13 protein-coding genes are annotated in these 15,028 nt (G+C 65.1%); 9 read left to right on the forward strand and 4 right to left on the reverse strand.

What is annotated here, in order from left to right; all coding sequences use genetic code 11:
* The first annotated feature begins 64 nt into the window (after positions 1-64).
* The 6 genes from ilvN to ACJ7Z0_RS27895 all read left to right on the forward strand — a co-directional run bounded on the left by ilvN (position 65) and on the right by ACJ7Z0_RS27895 (position 7,389).
* Complete coding sequence (gene ilvN / locus ACJ7Z0_RS27870) at positions 65-556, forward strand: acetolactate synthase small subunit (protein WP_055800077.1); 492 nt, start codon at positions 65-67, stop codon at positions 554-556.
* Between the two features lie 47 nt (positions 557-603).
* On the forward strand, positions 604-1,620 hold the full coding sequence (gene ilvC / locus ACJ7Z0_RS27875) for a ketol-acid reductoisomerase (RefSeq protein WP_434792444.1): 1,017 nt from the start codon (positions 604-606) through the stop codon (positions 1,618-1,620).
* A gap of 180 nt (positions 1,621-1,800) precedes the next feature.
* Complete coding sequence (gene pssA, locus ACJ7Z0_RS27880; RefSeq protein WP_093019125.1) at positions 1,801-2,625, forward strand: CDP-diacylglycerol--serine O-phosphatidyltransferase; 825 nt, start codon at positions 1,801-1,803, stop codon at positions 2,623-2,625.
* A 184-nt stretch (positions 2,626-2,809) separates the two neighbouring features.
* The gene (leuA, locus tag ACJ7Z0_RS27885) at positions 2,810-4,513 is read left to right on the forward strand and encodes a 2-isopropylmalate synthase (RefSeq protein WP_434792445.1); all 1,704 of its coding nucleotides are present in this window, start codon (positions 2,810-2,812) and stop codon (positions 4,511-4,513) included.
* A 59-nt stretch (positions 4,514-4,572) separates the two neighbouring features.
* On the forward strand, positions 4,573-6,111 hold the full coding sequence (locus ACJ7Z0_RS27890) for a 2-isopropylmalate synthase (protein WP_431131057.1): 1,539 nt from the start codon (positions 4,573-4,575) through the stop codon (positions 6,109-6,111).
* A 108-nt stretch (positions 6,112-6,219) separates the two neighbouring features.
* On the forward strand, positions 6,220-7,389 hold the full coding sequence (locus tag ACJ7Z0_RS27895; RefSeq protein ID WP_431131059.1) for a serine hydrolase: 1,170 nt from the start codon (positions 6,220-6,222) through the stop codon (positions 7,387-7,389).
* An 85-nt stretch (positions 7,390-7,474) separates the two neighbouring features.
* Here the strand turns inward: ACJ7Z0_RS27895 and ACJ7Z0_RS27900 are convergent, their stop codons facing one another.
* Genes ACJ7Z0_RS27900 through aat form a run of 3 tightly spaced genes read right to left on the reverse strand, consistent with a single transcriptional unit; the run spans position 7,475 to position 9,849 of the window.
* Positions 7,475-8,317 carry an IclR family transcriptional regulator gene (locus ACJ7Z0_RS27900; RefSeq protein WP_434792446.1) on the reverse strand — a complete coding sequence of 281 codons (843 nt, stop codon included), beginning with the start codon at positions 8,315-8,317 and terminating at the stop codon, positions 7,475-7,477.
* A gap of 30 nt (positions 8,318-8,347) precedes the next feature.
* Positions 8,348-9,097 (reverse strand): arginyltransferase, encoded by a 750-nt coding sequence (locus tag ACJ7Z0_RS27905; RefSeq protein WP_434792447.1) that lies wholly within the window; start codon positions 9,095-9,097, stop codon positions 8,348-8,350.
* On the reverse strand, positions 9,094-9,849 hold the full coding sequence (aat, locus tag ACJ7Z0_RS27910) for a leucyl/phenylalanyl-tRNA--protein transferase (protein WP_434792448.1): 756 nt from the start codon (positions 9,847-9,849) through the stop codon (positions 9,094-9,096). The genes ACJ7Z0_RS27905 and aat overlap by 4 nt, the downstream gene beginning before the upstream one ends.
* 222 nt (positions 9,850-10,071) lie before the next feature.
* Here aat and ACJ7Z0_RS27915 point away from each other — a divergent pair, with 222 nt between their 5' ends.
* From ACJ7Z0_RS27915 to ACJ7Z0_RS27925, 3 genes are all read left to right on the forward strand, one after another.
* Positions 10,072-12,402, forward strand: a complete 2,331-nt coding sequence (locus tag ACJ7Z0_RS27915; protein WP_434792449.1) for a xanthine dehydrogenase family protein molybdopterin-binding subunit — start codon at positions 10,072-10,074, stop codon at positions 12,400-12,402.
* Positions 12,403-12,433: 31 nt separating this feature from the next.
* Positions 12,434-13,345 carry a helix-turn-helix domain-containing protein gene (locus tag ACJ7Z0_RS27920; RefSeq protein WP_434792450.1) on the forward strand — a complete coding sequence of 304 codons (912 nt, stop codon included), beginning with the start codon at positions 12,434-12,436 and terminating at the stop codon, positions 13,343-13,345.
* A 73-nt stretch (positions 13,346-13,418) separates the two neighbouring features.
* Positions 13,419-13,838 (forward strand): SRPBCC family protein, encoded by a 420-nt coding sequence (locus ACJ7Z0_RS27925; RefSeq protein ID WP_434792451.1) that lies wholly within the window; start codon positions 13,419-13,421, stop codon positions 13,836-13,838.
* On the opposite strand, the gene pobA is transcribed toward ACJ7Z0_RS27925, so the two are convergent.
* On the reverse strand, positions 13,835-15,016 hold the full coding sequence (gene pobA / locus ACJ7Z0_RS27930) for a 4-hydroxybenzoate 3-monooxygenase (protein ID WP_434792452.1): 1,182 nt from the start codon (positions 15,014-15,016) through the stop codon (positions 13,835-13,837). The genes ACJ7Z0_RS27925 and pobA overlap by 4 nt on opposite strands.
* Positions 15,017-15,028 lie beyond the last annotated feature (12 nt).

A 15,028-nucleotide genomic window follows, 5' to 3' on the forward strand; every position in this document is an offset into this window, starting at 1 on the left:
TGACCGCCAAGCCCGCGCATTACCGTGCACGGGGGAGGGCGGCGAAAAGAGGAGTCACGCAAACATGAAACACATCATTGCAGTGCTGCTGGAAAACGAGCCGGGTGCTCTTTCCCGCGTGGTGGGCCTTTTTTCGGCCCGCGGCTACAACATCGAATCGCTGACCGTCGCGCCGACCGAGGACCCGAGCCTCTCGCGCATGACCATCGTCACCGCCGGCTCGGACGACGTGATCGAACAGATCACCAAGCACCTCAACCGTCTGATCGAAGTGGTCAAGGTCGTCGACCTGACCGAAGGCGCCTACACCGAGCGCGAACTCATGATGGTGAAGGTGCGCGCGGTCGGCAAGGAGCGCGAAGAAATGATGCGCATGGCGGAGATCTTCCGCGGCCGCATCATCGACGTCACGGACAAGAGCTACACCATCGAACTGACCGGCGACCACGGAAAGAACGACGCGTTTCTCGAGGCCATCGAGCGCAGCGCAATTCTCGAGACAGTACGCACCGGCGCCAGCGGCATCGGCCGCGGCGAGCGCATTCTGCGCGTCTAGTTTTTTTCAGCAATCACCACCCCCCGAATCAACGAAGGAGCATCGACATGAAGGTTTATTACGACAAGGACGCGGATCTGAGCCTGATCAAGGGCAAGACGGTCGCAATCATCGGTTATGGGTCGCAAGGTCACGCACACGCGCAGAACCTGAACGACAGCGGCGTCAAGGTCGTGGTCGGCCTGCGCAAGGGCGGCGCTTCGTGGCCCAAGGTCGAGAAGGCCGGCCTCCAGGTCGCCGAAGTGGCCGACGCAGTGAAGGCCGCCGACGTGGTCATGATCCTGCTGCCCGACGAGCAGATCGCCAACGTCTACAAGAACGACGTGGCTCCGAACATCAAGGAAGGCGCTTCGCTCGTCTTCGCGCACGGCTTCAACGTGCACTACGGCTTCGTGCAGCCCCGCGCCGACCTCGACGTCTGGATGGTGGCTCCCAAGGCCCCGGGCCACACCGTGCGCAGCACCTACACGCAAGGCGGCGGCGTGCCCCACCTCGTGGCCGTGCACCAGGACAAGACCGGCAAGGCGCGTGACCTCGCGCTGAGCTACGCCACCGCCAACGGCGGCGGCAAGGCCGGCATCATCGAGACCAACTTCCGCGAAGAAACCGAGACCGACCTGTTCGGCGAACAAGCGGTTCTGTGCGGCGGCACGGTCGAGCTGATCAAGGCCGGTTTCGAAACGCTGGTGGAAGCCGGCTACGCGCCCGAAATGGCGTACTTCGAATGCCTGCACGAGCTCAAGCTGATCGTCGACCTGATCTATGAAGGCGGCATCGCCAACATGAACTACTCGATCTCGAACAACGCCGAATACGGCGAGTACGTCACCGGCCCGCGCGTCGTGACCGAAGAGACCAAGAAGGTCATGAAGCAAGTGCTCAAGGACATCCAGACCGGCGAATACGCCAAGAGCTTCGTGCTCGAGAACGCTGCCGGCGCACCGACGCTGATCAGCCGCCGCCGCCTGAACTCCGAGCACCAGATCGAAGTGGTCGGCGAAAAGCTGCGCGCGATGATGCCCTGGATCAAGAAGAACAAGCTGGTCGACCAGACCCGCAACTGATCCACCACGAAGGGGCGCCGCGGCGCCCGTTTCACGAGGGCCACCCGCTGGGGTGGCCTTTTTCATGATGGGGACGAACCACCCCTGAACTACACTGCGAACCCATGCGATTTACAGATCAAGACGCTATCGAACGGATAGCCGTTCGCGCAGTGTCCACGAGGGACGGAGGCAAACTCAATGCATGACGACACGGTTCCCGACGAGGTGCCGCCCCGCAAGCGCCGCAAGGGCATCTACATACTGCCGAACCTGTTCACGCTCGCTGCGCTGTTCGGCGGCTTCTATTCGGTCGTGATGGCCATGAATGCGCGCTTCGATCTCGCGGCGCTCGGCGTCTTTGCCGCCATGATTCTCGACAGCCTCGACGGCCGCGTGGCCCGCATGACCAACACGCAAAGCGCGTTCGGCGAGCAGATGGATTCGCTGTCCGACATGGTGTCGTTCGGCGCCGCGCCGGCACTCATCGCGTACGAGTGGTCGCTCAAGGGCCTGGGCCGCTGGGGCTGGATTGCGGCGTTCGTGTACTGCGCCTGCGCGGCACTGCGGCTCGCGCGCTTCAACGTCAATACCGGCGTGGTCGACAAGCGCTGGTTCCAGGGCCTTCCGTCGCCGGCCGCGGCCGCGCTGGTGGCTGGCTTCATCTGGCTCATGACCGAGTGGGGCAAGCGGGGCGGCGAGGTGCTGTATCTCTCGTGGACCCAGATCACGTGGATCACCTTCGGGTTCACGCTCTATGCCGGTCTTTCGATGGTCACCAATGCGCCGTTCTACAGCTTCAAGGACGTGCAGATGAAAAAGAGCGTGCCTTTCGTGGTGATCGTGCTGATCGCGCTGGGCATCGCGGTCATCAACATCCATCCGCCCACGGTGCTGTTCGGCCTCTTCGTGGCCTACGGCCTGAGCGGGTACGTGGTGTATGCGTGGCGCAAGGCCAAGGGGCAGCAGGCCAGTGTGATCAGCACCTCGACCGAGGAGCCGGACGAGCGCGGCTTGCATAACTGAACGCGGCTTGTGCTACATTCGCAATCCTCATGACCAAGATTTCGCTGCTGGCCCTACTAGCCCTCCCTCACGGGCGGAGACGGTAGCGCACGCGCAAATCCCTCACCACGGCCCGTTCGCACCAGCAACGGGCCGTTTGTTTTTGGGGTTGCTGGTTGATTACCAACCATCCAGAGAAATCGACATGCTCAAGCAACCTCAAGCCAAATACCGCGCATTCGCCCCGATCGGCCTCAAGGACCGTACCTGGCCCGATGCCGTGCTGACCAAGGCCCCGATCTGGCTGTCGACCGACCTGCGTGATGGCAACCAGGCGCTGGTCGAGCCGATGGACATCGCCCGCAAGATGCGGATGTTCGAGACGCTCGTGGCCATCGGCTTCAAGGAGATCGAAGTCGGCTTTCCCTCCGCTTCGCAAATCGAATTCGATTTCGTGCGCAAGCTGATCGAGGAAGACCGCATTCCCGACGACGTGACGATCCAGGTGCTGACGCAGGCGCGCGACCACCTCATTGCCCGTACCTTCGAATCGCTGCAGGGCGCGCCGCGCGCCATCGTTCACCTCTACAACGCCGTGGCCCCGGTGATGCGCCGCGTGGTGCTCGGCATGGACGAAGACCAGATCGTCGAGCTTGCCAGCAGCCATGCGCGCATGTTCAACGACTTTGCCGCCAAGCAGCCGGCCACGCAGTGGACCTTCCAGTACTCGCCCGAAATGTTCTCGGGCACCGACGTCGTGTTCTCCAAGCGCGTGGTCGATGCGGTCACCGAAGTCTGGGCGCCGACGCCGGAGCGCAAGTGCATCGTCAACCTGCCCACCACGGTCGAGCATTCCACGCCGAACATCTTTGCCGACATGATCGAGTGGATGCACCGCAACCTCGCGCGCCGCGATTCCATCGTGCTGTGCGTGCATCCGCACAACGACCGCGGCACCGGCACGGCCGCCGGCGAACTGGCCTTGATGGCCGGCGCCGAGCGTATCGAAGGCTGCCTCTTCGGCAACGGCGAGCGCACCGGCAACCTCGACCTCGTGAACGTCGCGCTCAATCTCTACACGCAGGGCGTCTCGCCGGAACTCGACTTCTCGAACATCGACGAGATCCGCGCGACGGTCGAGCACTGCAACCAGATCCCGGTGCATCCGCGCCACCCGTATGTCGGAGACCTGGTCTACACCTCGTTCTCCGGCTCGCACCAGGACGCGATCAAGAAGGCCTTTGCAGCCCGCAAGGACGGCGATATCTGGGACATGCCGTACCTGCCCATCGATCCGAAGGACGTGGGCCGCAGCTATGAAGCCGTGATTCGCGTCAACAGCCAGTCGGGCAAGGGCGGCATGGCCTACCTGCTCGAGAGCGAATACGGCATCGAAATGCCGCGCCGCCTGCAAATGGAGTTCATGCAGACCGTGCAGCGCGTGATGGACGTGGCCGGCAAGGAACTCACCGCCGCCGACCTCTGGCAGCTGTTCGTGCGCGAATACGGCCTCGAAGCCGCGCACGCGTTGCAGCACCGCGTGCTCCAGGAAGAAGGCGAGGGCGCCAATGCTTCCGTGGTGCTGCGCGGCGACCTGCCCTGGGACGGCGAAATTCGCGCCATCGAGGGCCGCGGCAACGGCCCGATCGACGCCTTCACGCAGGCGCTGAGCCAAGCCACCGGCCACACGGTGCGCGTGATGGACTATCACCAGCACGCCATCGGCGCGGGCGCCGATGCCAGGTCGGTCGCGTACCTCGAACTGCGCGTGGACGAGGCCCAGACATTGTTCGGCGTCGGCATCGACGCGGACGTGATCTCGGCGTCGCTCAAGGCCATTGTCTCGGGCGTGCAGCGTGCGCGGACCCGCGGCGCGCACAGCGCACAATCGGTGGTTGAGCTCGCCTGACGCAGTCCGCCGCCGTCCGCGCAAGGTGCGAAACGATTAAAGGAACAAAGGAGTCCACGATGACCGACCAACTCATTATTTTCGACACAACCTTGCGCGACGGCGAGCAATCGCCCGGTGCTTCGATGACGCGAGACGAAAAGATGCGCATCGCCAAGCAGCTCGAACGGCTCAAGGTCGACGTCATCGAGGCCGGTTTTCCAGCCAGCTCGAACGGCGACTTCGAGGCCGTCAGGGCCATTGCCGATGCCATCAAGGATTCGACCGTGTGCGGCCTGTCGCGCGCGAACGACCGCGATATTTCGCGAGCGGCCGAGGCCCTCAAGGGCGCGGCGCGCGGCCGCATCCACACATTCATTGCCACCTCGCCGCTGCACATGGAAAAGAAGCTGCGCATGTCGCCGGACGAGGTGCATGAGCAGGCGAGGCTCGCCGTGCGCTTTGCGCGCAACCTCGTGGCCGACGTCGAGTTCAGCCCAGAAGACGGCTACCGCAGCGACCCCGATTTTCTCTGCCGGGTGCTCGAGACCGTGATCAACGAGGGCGCGACCACCATCAACGTTCCCGACACCGTGGGCTATGCCATTCCGGAGCTCTACGGCAACTTCATCAAGATGCTGCGCGAGCGCGTGCCCAACAGCGACAAGGCGATCTGGTCGGTGCATTGCCACAACGACCTTGGCATGGCGGTGGCCAACTCGCTCGCCGGCGTGAAGATCGGCGGCGCGCGCCAGGTCGAGTGCACGATCAACGGCCTGGGCGAGCGTGCGGGCAATTGTTCGCTCGAGGAGGTCGTGATGGCCGTGAAGACCCGCAGGGACTACTTCGGCCTCGACCTCAACATCGACACCCAGCACATCGTGGCCGCGAGCCGCATGGTGAGCCAGACCACGGGCTTCGTGGTGCAGCCCAACAAGGCCGTGGTGGGCGCCAACGCCTTCGCGCACGCATCCGGCATTCACCAGGACGGCGTGCTCAAGGCGCGCGACACCTACGAGATCATGCGGGCCGAAGACGTGGGCTGGAGCGCCAACAAGATCGTGCTGGGCAAGCTCAGCGGCCGCAACGCCTTCAAGCAGCGCCTGCAGGAATTGGGCGTGACGATGGAGAGCGAGGGCGACGTCAACGCCGCCTTCCTGCGCTTCAAGGAACTGGCCGATCGCAAGTCCGAAATTTTCGACGAAGACATCCTTGCGCTCGTCAGCGCGGAAGAGCATTCGCACGTTAACGAACAGTTTGCTTTTGTTTCTCTTTCACAGCACAGCGAAACCGGCGAACGCCCCCACGCAAAGATTGTTTTCACCGTCCAGGGCAAGGAAGTCACTGGCGAGTCCGACGGCAATGGCCCGGTTGATGCTTCCCTGAAGGCGATCGAGTCGCTCGTCAAGAGCGGCGCCGAAATGGTTCTTTACTCGGTCAATGCGATCAGTGGCTCGACAGAAAGCCAAGGAGAAGTTACAGTTCGGTTACAAAATGCAGGGCGGGTGGTGAATGGAGTAGGTGCGGACCCGGACATCGTGGTCGCGTCGGCCAAGGCTTATTTGAGTGCGCTCAACAAGCTCCAGAGCCAAGCTGAGAGAGTGGCGGCACAGGGTTAGGTTTACTGACCATCCTAAGTTAAGAAAGGGATGCAAGTAACTGATATTGCGTGCCTTTTTTGATTTGGATACACTGCGGTTCTCATTTTCGCCGCTGGAGATTTATAAATGCCTGAAGCCCGTCTCCGCCGAGTTTCCAGCCAGCGGTTCCTGCCCGCAGTCAAATTTGTCGCCGTCGCGTTCTGCGCCACGGCGTTTTTGCTGTCCGGAGCCCAGGCCGCCAAGAAGGAACAAAAACCAAGCGTCGCCAAGACCTCGCTGGCCAAGAAGGCCGCGGGTCCTGTGCCGGTGGAAGTCAAACGGCGTACTGCCAAGGCCGACCGCAGCGAGAAAGTCGTTCGCGGTGGCCGCAATGTCGTGGCTTCCATCCGCCAAAAAAACGGCCGGACCGTGGTCGCCGTGCAACGCCGTTCGGTGGTTCGCGTCGAAACGCCCGCGCGCCAGTCCTTCGGCCAGTTGGCCGGCCTGCACGGAACCGACGACGTGCTCGACCTGAAGTCGAGCGTTGCACTGGTCATCGACCAGGACACGCACGAAGTGCTGTTCAGCAAGAACGACCATGCGGTGCTCCCGATTGCATCGCTCACCAAGCTCATGACCGGCCTCTTGATCAGCGAAGCGCGTCTTCCGAACGACGAGCTGATCACCATCACCCAGGACGACGTCGACACCGAGAAGGGCAGCCGCTCGCGCCTGACGGTTGGTACCACGCTGCCCCGCGGCGAGCTCTTGCATCTTGCGTTGATGTCGAGCGAAAACCGCGCGGCGCACGCCCTGGGCCGCACCTATCCCGGTGGCCTTGCAACCTTCGTGAGCATCATGAACGCCAAGGCCAAGATGCTCGGCATGAAGGACACGCGCTACGTGGAGCCCACGGGCCTGTCGAGCCGCAACCAGTCGAGCGCGCAAGACCTGGCGCTGCTCGTCAACGCCGCCTACGCCGACGCCACGGTGCGCTCGCTTTCGACTTCGCCTGAATACCAGGTCGAGGTAGGCAACCGCGTGCTGCAGTTCAACACCACCAACCGTCTCGTGAAGAGCCCGGATTGGGAAATCGGCGTGCAGAAGACGGGCTACATCTCCGAAGCCGGCCAGTGCCTCGTGATGCAGGCCAAGGTGGCGGGGCGCAAGCTGATCATGGTGTTCCTGGATTCGGCCGGCAAGTTCAGCCGTATCGCCGATGCGGAGCGCGTGCGCCGCTGGGTCGAGGCCACGCACGCCTCGACGGGCTCGCCGGCCGCCGCGTCGCGCGCGCCCAGCTACCAAGTCGCTGGCTGATCTGACACCAGCCCTGAAAGGGCTGGTCTGATCTGACGCCGGCCCTGAAAAGGGCTGGCAGACCGCACGCGGCGCAGGCCTTGGGTCAGGCCGTGGCTGACGAAGAAGATCCGCCGCCGTCCGCCGCAGATGCTCTGGACGCCGCCGCGGCGGCGTCCTTGTAGCCGAGCGCTCCCGAGATTTCGTTGGCCGTGGCCTGCAGCTTGGGCAGCCATCCTTCGTCCAGCCGGTCGGCGGGCGCGGAAATCGACAATCCCGCCACCAGCTTGCCCTGGTCGTCGTAGATGCCGGCGGCCATGCAGCGCACCCCCAGCTCCAGTTCTTCGTTGTCGCGCGCAATGCCGTACTGGCGTGCCTTCGACAATTCGCGCTCCAGCGCCGGCAGCTGCGTGATGCTGTTGCGCGTGTGTCCCGCCAAGCCGGTTCGGGTGGCATAGCTGCGCACGCGCTGCGGATCGTCCGCCGCCAGGAAGAGCTTGCCGGTGGAGGTCAGGTGCAGTGCTGCGCGGCCGCCGATGGCGCGCACCACCTGCATGCCCGAACGCTCGCTGTACGAGCGCTCGATATAGACGATTTCGTCACCCTGCCGCATGCTGAGGTTGACCGGCTGCTGCGTGAGCTTGTGCAGCTCTCGCATGGGCCCCAGCGCGGCGTCGCGCACGTTGAGCCGCCCCTTGACGAGGTTGCCGAGCTCCAGCAGCCGCATGCCGAGCCGGTAGCTGCCGGCTTCGGGCCGGTCGACAAAGCGGCCGACCGCCAGGTCGTTGAGGATACGGTGCGTGGTGGAGGGGTGCAGGCCGGTCTTCTCGCTGATTTCCTTCAGCGAAATGGCTTCCTCGCGCGAGGCGAGCACGTCGATCAGCGCGAACATGCGCTCGATCACCTGGATGACTGGAACGGCAGGAACGTCGGATTGGGTTTTTCTCATGGCGCGATGCGGTGTGGACCGGGCGCCATTTTACCTTGTGAAATCAGCCGGTGCTTGCCAGCGTCCGTCGATCAGCAGTTCATGGGGGCTGAAGCGCGCCTTGTAGTTCATCTTGGCGCTGCCTTCGATCCAGTAGCCCAGATAGACGTGCGGCAAGCCCAGCTTGCGGGCTTGTTCGATCTGCCAGAGCACGCTGTAGGTGCCATAGCCAGCGCCGCTCTCGGGCTCGTAGAAGGTGTAGACCGCCGAAATGCCATCGTTCAGCACGTCGAGTATCGACACCATCCGCAGCGCACCGGCGCTGCCGTCGGGCAGTGTCTCGCGGAACTCGACCAGCCTGGAGTTGACCCGGCTCTGCAGCAGGAACTGGGTGTATTGGTCGATGCTGTCGTGGTCCATGCCGCCGCCGGCGTGGCGGCCGTTCTGGTAGCGCAGATAGAGCTGGTAGTGCTCGGGTACGAAGCACAGCTTGAGCACGCGTGCCTGCAGTTCCTTGTGCTGCTTCACGGCGCGGCGCTGGCTGCGGCTGGGCCGGAAGCCGTTGACCAGCACGCGCAGCGGGATGCAGGCGCGGCACCCGTCGCAGTAGGGCCTGTAGGTGAACATTCCGCTGCGCCGGAACCCGCTGAGCACGAGGTCGGAATACGCGTCGTTGTGAATCAGGTGGCTGGGCGTGGCCACCTGCGACCGGGCCTGGCGATCGGGCAGGTAGCTGCAGGGGTAGGGCGCCGTCGCGTAGAACTGCAGCGTGTGAAGCGGGAGATCCTTGAGGTGCGTCACGTCGATTCAGAAGGCCGCGTGGAAAGGAGTTCTGTCCAGTATACGGGCTCGAAATGCCACTGTGGGCCCTGCTGTTCGCGTGCCTTGGCCACATGCGCCACAAAGCTTGCGCGCGACATCTCCCGGGCTCCCAGGCTCGCCAGGTGGGAGGTGTTCTGCTGGCAGTCGATCATCCGCACCTGAAAGCGCCGGCACAGGCAGACCAGGGCCGCCAGCGCGATCTTCGAGGCGTCCGGACGGCGCGTGAACATCGATTCGCCAAACACCGCACGGCCGAGCCCGACGCAGTAGAGACCGCCCGCAAGCTTGCCGTCGATCCAGGTTTCCACGCTGTGCGCGTGGCCGGCCCGATGCAGCGCCATGTAGGCGTTCACCATGTCCGGGACGATCCAGGTGCCCGACTGGCCGGTGCGCGGCGATTGGGAGCAGGCCTTGATGACCGCCGAAAAATCGCGGTCGATGCGCACTTCGCAGCCGGGGGTCTGCGCGAAGCGGGCGAGGGTCTTGCGCAGCGACCTGTGGAGCTTGAATTCGGCCACCTGGAGCACCATGCGCGGGTCCGGGCTCCACCAGAGGATCGGCTGGTCTTCGCTGAACCACGGGAACACGCAGTGGCTGTAGGCCTGCACCAGGGTGTCCACATCGAGGGCCCCGCCGGCGGCAAGGAGGCCGGGTACGGGGTCGGCGTCGCCCCAGGCGGATGCGGGGTCGGGCAGCGCGTCGCCGGGTTCGAGCCAAGGCAGTTGTTGCATGGCCGTAGGTATACACGGCTTCGCGGTGCGCTTCATCCACGTTGCACAAAATGGCCGTTCTCCAGCGGGACGGCAAGCGACTGACGCGGCTGCACGCCATCGGCTCCGCCTGCGAAACACACAGGAATACCCAAGAGCCCATATAGTGCTGCTTCCATTTGCTCTCCATCGGACCCGCAAGGCGAGCGTTGCCTTGCGGATGGCCAGCCCAAGAGGACCACGTTGACTACTGAATCCAATCCCACGCGTTTCGGCAGCGGCCATGCAGTGCGCCGCCTCGAGGACGAGAGCCTGCTTGCCGGCCGAGGCCGCTACACGGACGACGTCACGCTTGCCGGCCAGACACATCTGGTGTTCCTCCGGTCTCCCTACCCGCACGCGCGCATCGTCTCGATCGACGTCTCTGCCGCGGCAGCCATGCCTGGCGTGCTGCGCGTGGTCACCGGCGCCGAAATGGCCGAGGCCGGCGTCAAGCCGATGCCGGGCGCCGCGGGCTTCAGGCGGGCCGACGGCAGCGATGCCGCGAGCCCCCCGCGGCTTGCCATGGCGCACGAAAGAACCCGCTTCGTGGGCGAAGCGGTGGCCGCGGTAGTGGCCGAAACGGTCCAGCAGGCCCGCGATGCCGCCGAAGCCGTGGTGATCGACTACGAAGAACTTCCCATGGTGGTCGATCTTGCAAGCGCCACCGCCGACGGCGCGCCGCTGCTGTGCGACGAGGCCACGGGCAACATCGCTGCCGAAATGCGCCATGGCAGCAGCGACGCCGCAACGGCCGCCTTTGCCAAGGCCAAACACGTGGTGGCGCTCGACGTGATCAACCAGCGCGTCGTGGCGCTCACCATCGAGCCGCGCTCGGTGCTCGCCGCGCATGAGGACGGGTCCGATCGCCTCACCATCCGCATGAGCACCCAGATGCCCTCGGGCGTGCGCGACTCGATCTGCGCCGCCATCGGCCTCGCAAAGGAAAAGGTGCGCGTGTTGGTGGGCGACGTGGGCGGCGGATTCGGTATGAAGACCGGTGCCTATCCCGAAGACATTGCCGTGGCCTATGCCGCACTGCAAGTGAAGCGTCCTGTGAAATGGGTCGCCGACCGCAGCGAGGAGTTTCTTTCGAGCGCACATGGCCGGGACATCGAGGCCAAGGCCGAGCTCGCGCTCGATGCCGACGGAAAGATTCTTGCGCTGCGCATCAAGACGCTCGCCAACGTGGGCGCCTATGCCACCGGCACCGGCGTCGCGATCCAGCTCCTGATCGGCCCCTGGGTGCAGACCAGCGTCTACGACATCCAGACCATCGACTTTCATTTCAAGGCGGTGCTCACCAACACCGCGCCTACGGGTGCCTACCGCGGCGCGGGCCGGCCCGAGGCGATTTTCACCATCGAGCGGCTGATGGACGAGGCCGCGCGCCAGACCGGTATCGACCGCGTCGCGCTGCGCCGCCGCAACTTCATCCGCCCCGAACAGATGCCCTACACCAACCCGATGGCGCAGACCTACGACACGGGCAAGTTCGAGTCGGTGATGGACCAGGCACTGGCGCTGGCCGACTGGAACGGCTTCGAGGGCCGCGCGGCCGAGTCCGCCCGGCAGGGCAAGCACCGTGGCCTGGGCATTGCCACCTTTCTCGAGTGGACCGGCGGCAATGTGTTCGAGGAGCGTGTCACGGTCTCGGTGCAGGCGGACGGCGTCATCGAGGTGTTCTCCGCCGTCAACGCAATGGGGCAGGGCATTGCCACCTCGCTCGCCCAGCTGGCGGTCGATGCCTTCGGCGTGCCGATCGAGAAGGTGCGCGTGGTGCTCGGCGACACGGACCGCGGCGACGGCTTCGGCAGCGCCGGTTCCCGCTCGCTGTTCACCGGCGGCTCGGCGGTTCGCATCGGCGCCGAACGCACCATCGACAAGGCACGCGAACTCGCGGCCGAGGAGTTCGAGGCGGCCCCCGACGACGTGACCTACAGCCGCGGCGTGTTCTCCGTGGCCGGCACCGACCTCGAGCTCGACCTGTTCGACCTGGCGGGCAAGCAGCCCGAGCGTGAAATCTTCGTCGACTCCACCAGCACCGTGGCGGGCCCGACCTGGCCCAACGGCTGCCACATCTGCGAGATCGAACTCGATCCGCCGACGGGCGAGATCAGCGTGGTGGCCTACAGCTCGGTCAACGACGTGGGCCGCGTGGTCAACCCGATGATCGTGCGCGGCCAGCTCGAAGGCGGCGCGGTGCAGGGCATCGGGCAGGCGCTGTACGAGCAGGTGGTGTACGACAACGAAACAGGCCAGCCCCTCACCGGCAGCCTGATGGACTACGCCGCGCCGCGCGCGGACATCGTCGAGACCATGTTCCACATGGAGATGGACGAGTCGACGCCGTGCACCAACAATCCGCTGGGCGTGAAGGGCGTGGGCGAACTGGGCACCATCGGAGCCACGCCGACCATCGTCAACGCGGTGGCCGATGCCTTCGCGCGCAACGGCCTTGCGAACGGCACGCCGCGCCTGCACATGCCGCTGAGCCCGTCTCGGGTATGGCAGGCCATGCACACTGTGGACTGAGGCTTGGGGCGCTCGTCGCGGGTGAATTCGAATGCTCGTCACCACCGAACTGCAGACCGAACCTATCCGCGTGTCGAGCTACCGCTGCGACGCGGGTCCCGATGCGCAGCCGTTCACCGAGATGCACGTCGACTACTCCGTGTCGTACGTGCGAAAGGGGAGCTTCGGCTTGCGCACGCGTGGCAACGCCTATGAATTGGTGGCCGGTTCGGTACTGGTGGGCTGCCCCGGCGACGAATACATCTGCACCCACGACCACCATGTCTGCGGCGACGAATGCCTGGCGTTCCACCTGTCGCCCGGCTTCGTCGACCTGATAGGCGGCGACCAGCGGACCTGGCGCACCGCGGGGCTGCCGCCGCTGCCCGAACTCATGGTGCTCGGCGAGCTCGCGCAGGTTGCGACCGAGGGCCAGGCCGACATCGGCCTGGACGAGCTCGGCATGTGGTTTGCCGGCCGTTTCGTCCAAGTGGCGAGCGGACGCGGCAAGCCGGCACCGCAGCCGGCCGCGCCGCGCGACAGGCGCCGCGCGGTGGATGCCGCCCTATGGATCGATGCGCACTCGCACGACGACATCGGTCTTGAAGGCGCAGCGTCCGAGGCCGGCCTGAGCGCCTTCCACTTCCTGCGCCTGTTCTCGCAGGTGCTCGGCGTCACGCCGCACCAGTACCTGGTTCGCTCCCGGCTGCGCCACGCGGCGCGCCTGCTGGCGGACGACGACCGCCCCGTGACCGACGTGGCCTTCGACGTGGGCTTTGCCGACCTGAGCAACTTCGTTCGCACCTTTCACCGCGCGGCAGGCGTGTCGCCGCGCAGCTTTCGCCAGGCCGCCAGGGGCGATCGCAAGATTTTCCAAGACCGATTGGCAGCCCTGCTCAATGATGACCGCCTGATTCATTCATCGAGCAGAAAGTCATCGCCATGTACGACCACATCGGACTGAAAGTCAAAGACCTCGCCGCGAGCCGGCGCTTCCACGAAGCCGCGCTGGCGCAGCTCCCCTGAGGCGCACGGCCATGGCAACGATCTACAAAGAATTCATCGTCGAAGCCGATGCCGACGCAGTCTGGGATGCGCTGCGCGATTTCGGCGCCGTTCGCACGCGCCTCGCGCCCGGTTTTCTGACCGACTGCAAGCTGGACGGGCAGGGCGCCCGCATCGTGAGTTTTGCCAACGGCCTGGTGGCGCGCGAGCTGCTCGTGGGCATCGATGAGGCCAACCGCCGCCTGGCCTACACCGTCACCGACGGCCAGGCCAGCCACCACCATGCCTCAGCCCAGGTGTTCGCCCACGGCGAAGGGCGTTCGCGCTTCGTCTGGATCACCGATGTGCTGCCCGACAAGTTCGCCGCCTACATCGGATCGATGATGGACGAGGGCGGCGTCGCGATGAAGAAGACGCTCGAGCAAAAAAGCCCGGCGCCGCCGGCCGGCTAGAAATCCTCGAGCGGCAGGCCCACGTAGTTCTCCGCCAGCGAGGTGGAGGCGGCCTGCGAATGCACGAGGTAGTCGAGTTCGGCTTCCTGGATCTTCTGGCCGAACGCGCCGGTCTCCGGGAAGCGGTGCATCAGTGAGGTAAACCACCACGAGAAGCGCTCGGCCTTCCAGACCCGGCGCAGGCAGAGGTCTGAGTACCGATCGAGTGCGGAGGGCGATTTTTCGCCATAGAAGATCTCGAACGCGCGCGACAGGTAGCCCACGTCGGCCGTTGCGAGGTTGAGCCCCTTGGCGCCGGTCGGCGGCACGATGTGCGCCGCGTCGCCAGCCAGGAACAGCGAACCGAAACGCATCGGCTCGGCGACGAAGCTGCGCAGCGGTGCAATGCTTTTTTCGAGCGAAGGGCCGGTCACGAGCCGCTCGCGTGCCTCGGGGTCGAGCCGCGCGCGCAGTTCGTTCCAGAACGCCTCGTCGCTCCAGTTTTCCACCCGTTCTTCGGTCGGCACCTGCACGTAGTAGCGGCTGCGCGTGGCGCTGCGCATGCTGCACAGCGCAAAGCCGCGCTCGGTGTTGGCGTAGATGAGTTCGTGCGACACCGGCGGCACGTCGGCGAGCACGCCCAGCCAGCCGAAGGGGTAGATTTTCTCGTAGGTCTGGATGGCGCCTTCGGGCACGCTGGCGCGGCTCACGCCGTGGTAGCCGTCGCAGCCGGCGATGAAGTCGCACTCGATCTCGTGCGTCTGGCCGTCTTTTTCGTAGCGCACGCGAGGGCGCGCCGAGTCGAAGCCGTGAAGGCTGACGTTGGCCGCGCTGTAGATGGTCGTGAGGCCTTCGGCCGAGCGCGCCTCCATCAGGTCGCGCGTCACCTCGGTCTGGCCATACACGGTGACCTGCTTCCCGCCCGTGAGGCCATGCAGGTCGATGCGGTGCCGCGCTCCCTTGAACAGCAGCTCGATGCCTTCGTGCGGCAGCCCTTCGGCCTTGGCGCGCGCATCGACGCCGGCACGCGCCAGCAGATCCATGGTGACTTGCTCGAGCACGCCCGCGCGGATGCGCCCCAGCACGTAGTCGCCGCTCTGGCGCTCCACGATGATGTTGTCGATGCCCGCCTTGAAAAGCAGCTGCCCGAGAAGCAGGCCGGCCGGGCCCGCGCCGATGATCGCGACCTGTGTTCGCATGTTCATGTCTCC

The sequence above is a fragment of the Variovorax palleresanus genome, from assembly GCF_051144945.1.
Classification (GTDB): Bacteria; Pseudomonadota; Gammaproteobacteria; order Burkholderiales; family Burkholderiaceae_C; genus Variovorax; species Variovorax paradoxus_S.

Excerpts from the sequence above, each read along its gene's own strand:
- ilvC (WP_434792444.1), top strand. The coding sequence starts at position 604 with ATGAAGGTTTATTACGACAAGGACGCGGATCTGAGCCTGATCAAGGGC.
- ACJ7Z0_RS27925 (WP_434792451.1), top strand. The coding sequence starts at position 13,419 with ATGGCAACGATCTACAAAGAATTCATCGTCGAAGCCGATGCCGACGCA.
- leuA (WP_434792445.1), top strand. The coding sequence starts at position 2,810 with ATGCTCAAGCAACCTCAAGCCAAATACCGCGCATTCGCCCCGATCGGC.
- ACJ7Z0_RS27895 (WP_431131059.1), top strand. The coding sequence starts at position 6,220 with ATGCCTGAAGCCCGTCTCCGCCGAGTTTCCAGCCAGCGGTTCCTGCCC.
- ACJ7Z0_RS27890 (WP_431131057.1), top strand. The coding sequence starts at position 4,573 with ATGACCGACCAACTCATTATTTTCGACACAACCTTGCGCGACGGCGAG.
- pobA (WP_434792452.1), bottom strand. The coding sequence starts at position 15,016 with ATGCGAACACAGGTCGCGATCATCGGCGCGGGCCCGGCCGGCCTGCTT.
- pssA (WP_093019125.1), top strand. The coding sequence starts at position 1,801 with ATGCATGACGACACGGTTCCCGACGAGGTGCCGCCCCGCAAGCGCCGC.
- ilvN (WP_055800077.1), top strand. The coding sequence starts at position 65 with ATGAAACACATCATTGCAGTGCTGCTGGAAAACGAGCCGGGTGCTCTT.
- ACJ7Z0_RS27900 (WP_434792446.1), bottom strand. The coding sequence starts at position 8,317 with ATGAGAAAAACCCAATCCGACGTTCCTGCCGTTCCAGTCATCCAGGTG.
- ACJ7Z0_RS27920 (WP_434792450.1), top strand. The coding sequence starts at position 12,434 with ATGCTCGTCACCACCGAACTGCAGACCGAACCTATCCGCGTGTCGAGC.
- aat (WP_434792448.1), bottom strand. The coding sequence starts at position 9,849 with ATGCAACAACTGCCTTGGCTCGAACCCGGCGACGCGCTGCCCGACCCC.